This is a genomic window from Bradyrhizobium sp. in8p8, assembly GCF_000426845.1.
In the GTDB taxonomy this organism is placed as follows: Bacteria; Pseudomonadota; Alphaproteobacteria; order Rhizobiales; family Xanthobacteraceae; genus Bradyrhizobium; species Bradyrhizobium japonicum_C.
This window is the reverse complement of sequence record NZ_AUGD01000001.1, coordinates 1,044,471-1,056,046: the sequence shown is the minus strand read 5'-3', so window position 1 is coordinate 1,056,046 and position 11,576 is coordinate 1,044,471. Positions and strand designations below refer to the sequence as shown.

Sequence of the window (11,576 nt, the reverse complement as noted above, 5' to 3'; positions counted from 1 at the left end):
CATTCTCCCTATCGCTTCGCGGCTTCCTTTTGCAGATCCGGCGCGTTGACGGCGGGAATGGCGACACGGCCGGGGCCGGTGACCTTCAGTGCCTCGGCGGCCTTCTCGTTCTCCATGATCTTCGCCATCACGGCCTGCCCTGCGCGTTCGAAGATCGCGCGGTTCTCGATCACGAATTTCTGCGAGCTGCGCAGGCCGTCGATGTAGCCGTTGATCTCCGGCACGACATAGCGCGCCACCATGTCCCAGCTCCTGCGGGTGTTCTCCGGATTGGCCCAGTCGTGCACGAAGCCGATGATGGCGCCGACGCCGCCGGAAACCTGCATCACGTTCTTGATCGTCTTGACGAGATCGTCGGGCGTGCCGATCGTGGATGCCGCGCCTTCGACGAAGGCGGTCTTGTCGACGGCCTCGTCGGGCGAGGAGAATGCCGTGAGGCCCGGCCGCTGCAGCGTGCCGACGTTATATTCGTTGTGCCAGCGCATCAGCCCGGCGCCCGCCTCCTTGCGTGCCTGTTCGCGGGTCTCGGCGATGTGGAAGGTCAGCAGCACGCGCCAGTCGGCACGGCTCACCGTGGTGCCGTGCTTCTTGGCGGCATCCTCGGCGAACTGCCATTGCTGCTGCAGCGACATCAGCCCCTGCGTCGTCATCGATCCCAGCGAGATGATGCCGATGCCGTATTTTCCGGCCAGCGTCATGCCCGACGGCGAGATCTGCGAGGCGACCACGAACGGCATCTCCTCCTGCAAGGGCAGGATCTGCAGCGCGGCATCGTTCATCGTGAACCAGTCGCTCTTGGCGGTGACGCGCTCGCCGTTGAAGAGGCGGCGGATGATGCCGATGGCCTCGTCCTGGCGGTCGCGCTGCGTCATCGGATCGATGCCGAGCGTGTGCGCATCCGAGGCGAGCGCGCCCGGTCCGGAGCCGAAGATGGCGCGGCCGCCGGTCATGTGGTCGAGCTGCACCATGCGCTGCGCGACGTTGAAGGGATGGTGATAGGGCAGCGACACCACGCCGGTGCCAAGCTTGATTCGCTTGGTGCGCTCGCCGGCCGCAGCCAGGAACATCTCGGGCGAAGCGATCATCTCCCAGCCGGAGGAATGATGCTCGCCGCACCAGAACTCGTCATAGCCGAGCGCGTCCAGCTGCTCGACGAGGTCCAGATCGCGCCGGAACTGCAGCATCGGATGCTCCCCGATCGGATGATGCGGGGCAAGGAAGGCTCCGAACTTCAGGCGCGCCATGGGGTTCTCTCCGGCTGATTTTCTGTTTGTTGAGCCGATGAGGCTACGTGTCTCATGGCACGAACGCAATCGCGCGATGTCCCGTGCGGCGGAATGCGGTCATGCGTGCAGCGTCCTTACCTGCGAGGTAATCGCGGCGCCCTGTGCGATCTGAAATCCTGAGAACAGACAGGTTCCAGAGCCGTGCGCCAATGCACCAGATCGTCACAAGGCAAATCGATTCGTCCTGCCGCTGGTGGGTGCTGGCCATCGTCGTGGCCGCCCAGTTCATGCTCGGCGTCGATGCCTTCGTGGTCAACGTTGCCATTCCCACAATCGCCATCGACCTGCACGCGACGTCGGCAGAGATCGAGTCCGTCGTGGCGATCTATCTGATCGCCTATGCGACCCTCGTCGTCACCGGCGGCCGCCTCGGCGACATTCACGGCACCAAGAACCTGTTCCTGGCGGGCGTGCTCGGCTTCACCCTGACCTCGCTGTGGTGCGGCCTCGCGCAATCCGGCCTCGAACTGATCATCGCGCGGCTGGCGCAGGGCGCCACCGCGGCGCTGATGGTGCCTCAGGTGCTGGCGATGCTGCATCTGCTGTTCACTGACGAGGCGCGCAATCGCGCCTTCGCCGTTTACGGCATCGTGCTCGGGCTTGCCGGCGCCGCGGGCCTCCTGCTCGGTGGCCTTCTGCTCACGGTCGATCTCGCCGGCACCGGCTGGCGCTCGGTATTCTTCATCAACGTGCCGTGCGGCCTCGTCATCGCGGCCGCGGCCTGGCGCATCATGCCATCGACATCGCGCCGCGCCGACACGAAGCTCGACATCAAGGGCAGCGTGGTGCTGTTCGCGGGACTGTTGTGCCTGATCGGTCCGTTGCTGTTCGGGCACGATGTCGGCTGGGCGCCCTGGCTCTGGGCGATGATGGCCATCGGAGGCTTGATTCTCATTGCGTTCCTGAAGCTGGAGCAGGCGGTCGCACGCGCCGGCGGCATGCCGCTGATCGATCTCGCGCTGCTGGCGGACGCCGCCTTCATGCGCGGTCTCGGCGCCGTGTTCTTTTTCTTCTTCGCCAATCTCTCGTTCTATCTGGTGATGACGCTGTTCATGCAGCGTGGCCTGAACATCCCGCCGCTCGCAGCCGGCATGGCATTCATTCCGCTCGCGATTGCATTCGTCGCGGCTTCGCGCCACAGCGGGGTGCGGGCGCGCCATCGCGGCACCAAGGTTCTGCTCGAAGGCTGCGCACTTCAGATCGTAGGCCTCGCGGCGCTCGCGATCGTTTCGGTCCATGCCGAGCAGCCGACGGCGCTTGCGCTGGCGCTTACCATGATCATCTTCGGCTATGGTCAGGGTCTGGTGATGGCGCCACTGTCCGGGGCCGTGCTTTCGACCGTAAAACCTGGTGCCGCAGGCTCGGCCTCCGGCATGTACGGCACGACGGCGCAGATCGGAAATGCGGCCGGTGTGGCCGCAATCGGCGCGGTGTTCTTCGCGGGCGAAGCGCTGCAATCAGCGCGCGCGGGATTCCTGGTATCGCTCGCCCTGTTTGTGACATTCATCATGATCTGCGCCACGTTTCTGCTGTGGACTCGCCGCGCCGGAGCAAGAAGTTGAGGCATTGCGGTTAATACGTGCAGATTCGGCGCCATTTCCGCGCTTTTCGCCGCGATTGACCGCGCACGGCCTTTTTATTTTGCAGCGCAGCAACTATCTGCTTGGGCTGGACGTTGAACGTCGCCCACCAGGAAGCCGCCGTGTCGCTAGCCAAGAACATCGATCTCTTGAGACGCCTGCCCAGGCTGGACGGACTGCGTTTTGCCGGGCCAGGCCGCAGCCCGGATTCATCCAGTCCGCTGCAAGAGGTCACGGATTTCGGTGACAATCCCGGCGCCTTGCGCATGTTCGCGTTCGTGCCGGCCGAATGGCAGAAGCCGCGCGCGCTCGTCGTCGTGCTGCATGGCTGCGGGCAGACGGCGGCCGCTTACGACCTCGGCGCGGGCTGGTCGACGCTGGCAAGACACTATGGCTTTGCGCTGGTGATGCCCCAGCAGCAGCGCGCCAACAACGCCAACACCTGCTTCAACTGGTTCAATCCTGAAGACACCGCGCGGGACAGCGGCGAGCCGCGCTCGATCCGCGAGATGATCGCGTACATGGTGAAAGCGCATCGCATCGACCCCAAGCGCGTCTTCATCACCGGCCTGTCGGCCGGCGGCGGCATGACGTCGGTGATGCTCGCGACCTATCCGGAAGTCTTTGCGGCCGGCGCGGTCATTGCCGGACTGCCCTATGGCATCGCCTCCAATCTGCGCGAGGCGCTCGACGGCATGTTCCATTCGCCCGCGCGTCCGGCGCGCGAACTCGGCGACCTCGTGCGCAGCGCCTCCGATCATCGGGGGCCCTGGCCGAAGGTCTCGGTCTGGCACGGCAGCGCCGACCGCACCGTCAATCCCGGCAATGCCAATGAGATCGTCAAGCAATGGCTGGATTTGCACGATCTGTCCGTTGACGCGCCGATGGCGGAGACGATCGTCGACGGCTATCCGCGCCAGGCGTGGTGGGACAGGGACGGCGAGACGCTGGTCGAGTCCTATGCCATCACCGACATGGCGCACGGCACGCCGCTTGGCCTTGCCGACAACGATCAGCGCTACGGCGTCGAAGGCGCATTCCTGATCGAGGCCGGCATTTCCTCATCCTACCATATCGCAAAGTTCTTCGGCCTCACCGGTTGGATTGCCGACGCCGCAAAGGCGGAAGCCAAACCCGCGACAAAGCCTGCAACGAAGCCGGCGCTGACCTCCGCGCCGCATCTCGCCCGCTCGATCCGCACCACGATTGCCGAAGCGCCGGTCGAGCCGCAGCGCGAGAAGACAGGCGGCTTGGATATCGGTCAGATCATCACGCGGGCGCTGACGGCAGCGGGCTTGATGAAGTAGCCCCCGCGGTCGTCCCGAAATGACGGCGGAGTTCGAGACGGCGGCGCGGTGGCCGCCATCGCGTAGCGCTTACATCTCGCCGGTGATGAACGGATTGGTCATCCGCTCCTGGCCGATGCTCGAGCCGGCGCCGTGGCCGCAGATGAAACCGACATCGTCGCCGAGCGGCAGCAGCTTGGTGAGAATCGAGTTGATCAGCGTGGCGTGACTGCCGCCGGGCAGATCGGTGCGGCCGACCGAGCCGGCGAACAGGACATCGCCGACATGGGCAAAGCGCAAATCCTTGTTGAAGAACACGACGCTGCCGGGCGAATGACCCGGGCAATGCAGGATGTCGAACTGCAGGCCGCCGATCGACACGCTATCGCCCTCGTCGAGCCAGCGATCAGGCGTGAAATCGCGCCCTCCGGTCATGCCGAAGCGCGCTCCGCTCGCGACGACATTGTCGAGCAGGAACTTGTCCGCGGCATGCGGACCTTCGATCGGCACCCCCAGCGCATCGCGCAGCTCGGCCGCGCCGCCGACATGATCGATATGGCCGTGGGTGAGCCAGATCTTCTCCACGGTGACGCCGGTCTGCTTGATCGCGTCCAGGATCTTCGGGACGTCCCCGCCTGGATCGATCACCACGGCCTTCTTGGAAGGCTCGTCCCAGATGATGGTGCAGTTCTGCTCGAACAGCGTCACGGGAACGATGATCGCGCCCGCCTTGGCTTTGGTGTCGTTTTGCTCGGTCATGGCCTCACAATGCCGATTTTTGCCGGGCCGCCAAGCAAAAGATTCGGACCGCTCTTCCGGAACAAATGTCACAGGGCCGTCCCAATTGGCCCTGCAATTTGAACCGGGGCGTTGCTGTGGCGTTCTCTCGCGCAAGGCGGCAGATTTCGGGTGGTCTATGGCTCACGGCAACGAGAATTGGTGGCGCGACGGCATCTTCTATCAGATCTATCCGCGCTCGTTTCAGGACTCCGGCGGTGATGGCGTCGGCGACCTCGCCGGTATCCTGCGTAGGCTGCCTTACGTGAAATCGTTGGGCGTCGACGCGATCTGGCTGTCGCCGATCTTTCCCTCGCCGATGGCCGATTTCGGCTACGACATCTCCGACTACGTCGGCATCGAGCCGCTGTTCGGCACGATGGCCGACTTCGACGCGTTGCTCGCGGCCGCTCATGACAATGGCCTGAAGCTGATCCTCGACCTCGTGCCGAACCACACCTCGGACCAGCATCCCTGGTTTGTCGAAAGCCGGTCCTCGCGCGACAATCCCAGGCGCGACTGGTACATCTGGCGCGATCCGGCACAAGGCGGCGGCGTGCCGAACAACTGGCTGTCCGAGTTCGGCGGCAGTGCGTGGCAGTTCGACGAGACCACGGGTCAGTATTACTATCATGCCTTCCTCGCCCGGCAGCCGGACCTGAACTGGCGCAATCCGGACGTCCGCGCCGCCATCTACGACGTGATGCGGTTCTGGCTGGACAAGGGCGTCGACGGTTTCCGCGTCGACGTGATCTGGCACCTGATCAAGGACGCCGAATTCCGCGACAACCCGCCGAACCCGCATTACGTCGAGGGCCGGCCGCCGAACGAAAGAATCCTGACGCAGTACTCGACCGACCAGCCGGAGGTGCACGATGTCATCGCCGAGATGCGGCGTGTCACCGATTCCTATGGCGCGCGCGTCCTGATCGGCGAGATCTATCTGCCGCTGCATCGCCTCATGGCCTATTACGGCAACGATCTCACCGGCGCACAGATGCCGTTCAATTTCGCGCTGCTCTCGACCTTCTGGAGCGCGCGCTCGATCGAGAAGATCATCGAGGATTACGAGAAGGCGCTGCCGCGCGGTGCCTGGCCGAACTGGGTGCTCGGCAATCATGATCGCCCGCGCGTGGCGAGCCGCGTCGGTCCCGAGCAGGCCCGCATCGCCGCGATGCTGCTGCTGACGCTGCGCGGCACGCCGACACTCTATTATGGCGATGAGATCGGCATGCATCAGCTCGTGATCGCGCCCGAGGACGTGCGCGATCCATTCGAGAAGAACGTGCCCGGCATCGGTGTCGGCCGCGACGGCTGCCGCACGCCGATGCAATGGGATTCGTCGAACTTCGCCGGTTTTTCCCAAGTGCGGCCATGGCTGCCGCTGCCGGAGGATCATATCAGCGAGAATGTCGCCAATCTGGAAGCCGATTCGCGGTCGATTCTCAATCTCTACAAGCGCCTGATCGCATTGCGGAAGGGCTGTCCACCGCTGGTCGCCGGCGATTATCATCCGATCGCCGCGCAGGGCGATCTCCTGATCTACCGCCGCGAGGCCGAAGGTCGCGCGGTGATCGTGGCACTCAATCTCGGTCCTGAACCGGTTTCGGTGACCACCAGCGCGATGCGTTTCGGCAGCAGGATATTGCTGTCGACGTTCCTGGATCGCGAAGATGAGCGAATCGAAGGCGTGCTGGATCTGCGCGGCAATGAGGGCGTGGTGGTGGCGCCGCCAAGCTAGCTGTCTGGTGCGCCATCACGCTCCAGCCCGGGCGATAGGGAGGATGCGATCTCCCTTTACCGAGCAGTGTGCGCGCCGACGGAATCGGTTATCCTGCCTCCATGGACAACACCGCCCGCAACATCTCGCTCGTGCCGCCTCCGGACCGCCGTCAATCCGAGACCGCGCTTGCGGTCGCGCGCGGCACGGCGCGGCTATTGAGGTCGCTCGGCTTCTCCTGCATCAGCGAATTGCCGCTGCCCTCAGGCCGGCGCGCCGATCTCGTGGCGCTGAACGAGCGCGGCGAAATCTGGATCGTCGAGATCAAATCCTCGCTGGAGGATCTGCGCGCCGATCAGAAATGGCACGAATACCGCGCCCATTGCGACCGGCTGTTCTTCGCCTTCACGCAGGATCTGCCGTGCGAGATCTTCCCTGAAGACACCGGCCTGATCATCGCCGACGCCTATGGCGCGCACCTGCATTGCGAGGCGCCCGAGCACAAGCTCGCTGCCGCCACGCGCAAGCAGATGACGGTGCGCTTTGCGATGGCCGCAGCCTTGCGGATCAACCGGTTGGTCGATCCGCAAGGTCACGCGGATTTCTGGGAATAGGGGCGCGCTGATCGAAGCGCGGCGCAATCGGGAGTCCTCGTGATGCGTGAGGCGCCGGTTTCCAACGGTCGCGGCTACTTCCTGGCGTGCGCCGCCCGGATCGGACCGAAGGGTCCGTATGTGTGCTGCTGCTGATCGAATCCATCGGCGTACGGTCCGTAAGGCGTATCGACCGGCTTCTTCGACAGGTCTGGATAGTCCTTGTCGAGACCGGCCTTTCTCGGACGCGGTTGAGAGATCATATAGGCGGCCACGTCCCACGCCTGCTCGACCGTGAGCTGCGGATTCAGGTAGTCCGTGCCGTGCGGCATATTGAAGTGCAAGAAGTTCGCCGCGGTAATCAGCCGCGCCATGCCGGCACCGTCATTGAAACTGTCCGGGCCCCAGAGCGGCGGCACCATGTAGCCGAGATCGACGCTCGGCAGGCTGCGGCGTATTCCGGAGCCGTCCTCGTTGTGACAGGAGAGACAAGCGTTCGCATAGATCGCCTTGCCACGAACGGGGTCGGCCGCCCGATCGAGCTCAGGCATCGATCCGGTGCCGAGTCCTGACAATGCCTTGCCGGCCGGCACGCCGGACGAGAGGAACTTGATGTAAGCCACGAAGGCCTGCATTTCCGGACTGTCGAGCGGCAGCGCGCGGCCATTCATGCTGCGCGCCATGCACGAGTTCACACGATCCTCGATCGTGATCTCGGCGCCGAGGCGGGCACTGTATTGCGGGAAGAGCTCGACCAATCCAAAGATCGGCAAGCCGAATTTTTTCGTGCCAGCTTCGAGATGGCAGTTGCTGCAGGCGAGATTGTTGCCGGCATAACGCTTGGCTGGGTCCGGCACCTCCGGCCCGATATGGGCGTAAGTCGCCGTGATGAGGTCGCGCCCGCGCCGCACGAGCCGGCCATGAGCGTCATCAGGCAGCGCGCCGACTTCCGGCACCGTCCAGACCGGCGGGGAGGCTTGCTGCGCGCGCCCCGCACCCGGTGCGGCTACGGCGATGACGGCGACGGCAATCGCGCGTACGGTCCAGAAGCAAAGCAATGCAAGCAGTGGCGTGGGGTGAACCATCGTTCTCTCGAGACTATTCGACGCGTCAGGTCGGCGCGATGATCCGCCGCCTGAGGTTAACGTCGGGTTCAGGGGCGCACGACGCCAGCACCCGGCCTTGTCGATATGGCGCAGGGGACATCGGGCCGGCACGTTCAGCCGCAGACCGGCTTCAGGCGTGTTGATCGAGGAGCGTACGCGCCGGGAGCTGCGAAGCCCGGCAGCTCATCGGCCTGAAGGGCAAATTCGGCCTGGCCGCCGATGTCCATCGCCAAATGGCCAAGCCGGGCCAAAGCGGCAACGCTTTGACCCCGTCGAGCATCTCTGCCTCAGCCATGAAGGCTGGAGATCTGCGCTTCCCAGAGTGAGGGTGGGATTACCGCGGCGCGCGCTTGGCCAGAATCCGCTGCAGCGTACGGCGATGCATGTTCAGCCGCCGCGCCGTCTCCGAGACGTTGCGGTTGCACATTTCATAGATGCGCTGGATGTGCTCCCAACGGACGCGGTCGGCCGACATTGGGTTGCTCGGCAGCTCGGATTTCTCCGCATTGGTCGAGAGCAGTGCCGCGACCACGTCGTCGGCATCCGCAGGCTTGGAGAGATAATCGATTGCACCCATCTTCACCGCGGTGACGGCGGTGGCGATGTTGCCATAGCCGGTCAGCACGATCGCGCGGGCGTCCGGGCGCTTCTTCTTCAGCGCCGAGACCACATCGAGGCCGTTGCCGTCGCCGAGCCGCAAGTCCACCACGGCGAATGCCGGCGCCGACTTGCCGATCTGCGCAAGTCCGTCCGAAACGGTATCGCATGACGTCACTGAAAAGCCGCGGGTCTCCATGGCGCGCGACAGGCGTTCCAGAAACGGCTTGTCGTCTTCCACGATGAGCAGCGAGCGGTCGGTCTGTTCGTTCAGTTCGGCGATGGCGTTCAAGGTGTTGTCCTCTCTCCAGCGCGTTGACATATGGCGTCGCGACCGGGCGGTGCCAAGGCGACAAATCGTCGATCTGGCCCGTTATGCGACGCAAGGTCGCGCCTATCCTATTGTTTCTTCGAGGCTCTCGATAGCCTCAAAACGCTCCCTGGGCCACGTGATCTGGACCACCGCGCCGTGGTCCGGGAACGTCCGGTTGGTAAACGAGACCTTGGCGCCGGTGCGCTCCAGCAGGGTGCGCGCGATGAAGACGCCGAGCCCGAGCCCGCGGCGTACGCTGCCGCCGTCATCCTGGGTGCGCCGCCGCGACAGATAGGGCTCGCCGATCCGGTTCAGAATATCAGGGGGAATGCCGGGGCCGTCGTCCGAGATCACGAGTTCGATATGATCCTTGTTCCACCAGGCGTTCACCTCGACTGTCGTGCGGGCGAAATCGACCGCGTTCTCGACGATGTTGCCGATCCCGTAGAGGATCGCGGGATTGCGCGAGCCGACCGGCTCGGCCGCGGCGGTCACCGCGATCCGCACCTTGATCTCGACGCCGAAATCGCGGTGCGGGGCCACCACCTCCTCGATCAGCTCCGACAGCTTCATGCGATCGAACGGCGCGCCGGTGGAGGAGAGCTGGGTGATCTTGCTCAAGATGTCGCGGCAGCGCTGGGTCTGTTCGCGGAGCGTCTTCAGATCGGCGGCGATGCTCGGGTCCTTCACCGTCTTTTCCAGCTCGCGCGAGATCAGGAAGATCGTCGCGAGTGGCGTGCCGAGCTCGTGCGCGGCCGCGGCAGCAAGGCCGTCGAGCTGGGTCAGATGCTGCTCGCGCGTCAGCACCAGCTCGGTGGCAGCCAGCGCGTCCACGAGCTTGCGCGCCTCTTCGGTGACCTGGAACGAGTAGAGGCTGGTGACGCCGATCGCGAGCACGATCGAGAGCCAGACGCCGACGAGATAGATCGGCGGCAGCACCAGCGGATCGTCGGAATCCCACGGCAGTGAAAAATGGAAGAAGAACAGGATCGAGGCACAGGCAACCGCGAGCACGCCGAGGCCGAACGTAAAGCGGGCCGGCAGCGCGGTGGCGGAGATCAGCACGGGCGCGAGGAACAGGAAGGAGAACGGGTTCTGCAATCCGCCGGTAAAGTACAACAGGCCGGCCAGCTCCACGATGTTCAGCGCGAGCAGCCCGGCCGCCTGCATCGGCTCCAGCCGCTGCATGGGATTGGCTGCGGTCTGGAGCGCCAGGTTGAGCGCTGCCGACAGAAAGATGATGCTGACGCAGGGAACGATCTCGACGTTGAACTCGAGCCCCTGTGCCACGATGAAGATCGCAGCGAGCTGCCCCAGCACGGCCAGCCAGCGCAGCCGCAGGATCGTGTCCAGCCGGATATTCCGCTGCGCGTGGCGGAAGTCGGAAGCGGCAATTTCGGTCATGGCTGCCAATGCGGCGGTCCCTTCTCGATCACAAACGCGCGGCTCGCGGAACCATCCAGGATTACAAGCCTTGCGCTCTTCGCTGCAATAGCAGAAGAACGGCAAGCATGACGGAGAATGACGAGGCTTCAAGCCTGCCGACTGTCGCGGATCGCAGCCCGCCTGCGGCCATCGCGGTCGATCACCTCGTCAAGGTCTACAAGCAGACCCGCGCCGTCGACGACATCTCCTTCTCGCTTCCGCGCGGCAGCATCACCGGCCTTCTGGGCGGCAACGGCGCCGGCAAGACCACGACGATCGCCATGATCATGGGCCTGGTGCTGCCGACCTCCGGCCGCGTGCAGGTGCTCGGGCATCGGATGCCCGAGGACAGCGCGTCCGTGCTGGGGCGGATGAATTTCGAGAGCCCCTATGTCGACATGCCGATGCGGCTCACCGTGCGGCAGAACCTCACCGTGTTCGGCAAGCTCTATGCGGTGAAGAACCTGTCCGATCGCATCGCCGAGCTTGCCGAGGATCTCGACCTCACCGACTTCATCGACCGCGCCAACGGCAAGCTCTCCGCCGGGCAGAAGACCCGCGTTGCGCTGGCGAAGGCGCTGATCAACCAGCCTGAGCTGCTGCTCCTGGACGAGCCGACCGCTTCGCTCGACCCCGATACCGCGGACTGGGTGCGCGCGCATCTGGAGCGGTATCGCCGGGACAACGACGCCACCATCCTCCTCGCCTCGCACAACATGCTCGAAGTCGAGCGGCTTTGCGACCGCGTCATCATCATGAAGCGCGGCCGCATCGAGGACGACGATACGCCGGAGGCGATCATGGCCCGCTACAACCGCACCACGCTGGAGGAGGTGTTTCTGGACGTCGCTCGCGGCCGGGTGAACGGCGCGAAGGAGGCGGCGCGGTGAGGG

The 11,576-nt window shown here is 64.6% G+C and carries 10 protein-coding genes; 5 read left to right on the top strand and 5 right to left on the bottom strand.

The genetic code is table 11. The features are described 5' to 3' along the window. Positions 1-8: 8 nt before the first annotated feature. Positions 9-1,244, bottom strand: a complete 1,236-nt coding sequence (locus tag K408_RS0105000) for an LLM class flavin-dependent oxidoreductase (protein ID WP_024336915.1) — start codon at positions 1,242-1,244, stop codon at positions 9-11. 191 nt (positions 1,245-1,435) lie between these two features. Here K408_RS0105000 and K408_RS0104995 point away from each other — a divergent pair, with 191 nt between their 5' ends. Both K408_RS0104995 and K408_RS0104990 read left to right on the top strand, forming a co-directional pair. Further along, the gene (locus K408_RS0104995) at positions 1,436-2,848 is read left to right on the top strand and encodes an MFS transporter (RefSeq protein WP_024336916.1); all 1,413 of its coding nucleotides are present in this window, start codon (positions 1,436-1,438) and stop codon (positions 2,846-2,848) included. Positions 2,849-2,988: 140 nt separating this feature from the next. Then, positions 2,989-4,173: an extracellular catalytic domain type 1 short-chain-length polyhydroxyalkanoate depolymerase gene (locus K408_RS0104990; protein ID WP_024336917.1), complete on the top strand. Its 1,185-nt coding sequence runs from the start codon at positions 2,989-2,991 to the stop codon at positions 4,171-4,173. 69 nt (positions 4,174-4,242) lie between these two features. On the opposite strand, the gene K408_RS0104985 is transcribed toward K408_RS0104990, so the two are convergent. Next, a complete protein-coding gene (locus tag K408_RS0104985; RefSeq protein WP_024336918.1) occupies positions 4,243-4,911 on the bottom strand; it encodes an MBL fold metallo-hydrolase in 669 nt (222 codons plus the stop codon). Positions 4,912-5,068: 157 nt separating this feature from the next. Here K408_RS0104985 and K408_RS0104980 point away from each other — a divergent pair, with 157 nt between their 5' ends. Continuing rightward, complete coding sequence (locus K408_RS0104980; protein ID WP_024336919.1) at positions 5,069-6,670, top strand: alpha-amylase family glycosyl hydrolase; 1,602 nt, start codon at positions 5,069-5,071, stop codon at positions 6,668-6,670. A gap of 101 nt (positions 6,671-6,771) precedes the next feature. Next, a complete protein-coding gene (locus K408_RS0104975; protein ID WP_024336920.1) occupies positions 6,772-7,263 on the top strand; it encodes an MmcB family DNA repair protein in 492 nt (163 codons plus the stop codon). Between the two features lie 74 nt (positions 7,264-7,337). Here K408_RS0104975 and K408_RS37580 read toward each other — a convergent pair whose 3' ends face one another. The 3 genes from K408_RS37580 to K408_RS0104955 all read right to left on the bottom strand — a co-directional run bounded on the left by K408_RS37580 (position 7,338) and on the right by K408_RS0104955 (position 10,662). Beyond that, positions 7,338-8,327, bottom strand: a complete 990-nt coding sequence (locus K408_RS37580; protein ID WP_024336921.1) for a c-type cytochrome — start codon at positions 8,325-8,327, stop codon at positions 7,338-7,340. Between the two features lie 355 nt (positions 8,328-8,682). After that, a complete protein-coding gene (locus K408_RS0104960) occupies positions 8,683-9,237 on the bottom strand; it encodes an ActR/PrrA/RegA family redox response regulator transcription factor (RefSeq protein ID WP_024336922.1) in 555 nt (184 codons plus the stop codon). 102 nt (positions 9,238-9,339) lie between these two features. Further along, positions 9,340-10,662 (bottom strand): ActS/PrrB/RegB family redox-sensitive histidine kinase, encoded by a 1,323-nt coding sequence (locus K408_RS0104955; RefSeq protein ID WP_024336923.1) that lies wholly within the window; start codon positions 10,660-10,662, stop codon positions 9,340-9,342. Between the two features lie 107 nt (positions 10,663-10,769). Here K408_RS0104955 and K408_RS0104950 point away from each other — a divergent pair, with 107 nt between their 5' ends. Next, on the top strand, positions 10,770-11,573 hold the full coding sequence (locus K408_RS0104950) for an ABC transporter ATP-binding protein (protein WP_024336924.1): 804 nt from the start codon (positions 10,770-10,772) through the stop codon (positions 11,571-11,573). Positions 11,574-11,576 lie beyond the last annotated feature (3 nt).

Coding starts and splice junctions, on each gene's coding strand:
- K408_RS0105000 (WP_024336915.1), bottom strand. CDS start 1,244: ATGGCGCGCCTGAAGTTCGGAGCCTTCCTTGCCCCGCATCATCCGATC.
- K408_RS0104995 (WP_024336916.1), top strand. CDS start 1,436: ATGCACCAGATCGTCACAAGGCAAATCGATTCGTCCTGCCGCTGGTGG.
- K408_RS0104985 (WP_024336918.1), bottom strand. CDS start 4,911: ATGACCGAGCAAAACGACACCAAAGCCAAGGCGGGCGCGATCATCGTT.
- K408_RS0104980 (WP_024336919.1), top strand. CDS start 5,069: ATGGCTCACGGCAACGAGAATTGGTGGCGCGACGGCATCTTCTATCAG.
- K408_RS0104975 (WP_024336920.1), top strand. CDS start 6,772: ATGGACAACACCGCCCGCAACATCTCGCTCGTGCCGCCTCCGGACCGC.
- K408_RS37580 (WP_024336921.1), bottom strand. CDS start 8,327: ATGGTTCACCCCACGCCACTGCTTGCATTGCTTTGCTTCTGGACCGTA.
- K408_RS0104955 (WP_024336923.1), bottom strand. CDS start 10,662: ATGACCGAAATTGCCGCTTCCGACTTCCGCCACGCGCAGCGGAATATC.
- K408_RS0104950 (WP_024336924.1), top strand. CDS start 10,770: ATGACGGAGAATGACGAGGCTTCAAGCCTGCCGACTGTCGCGGATCGC.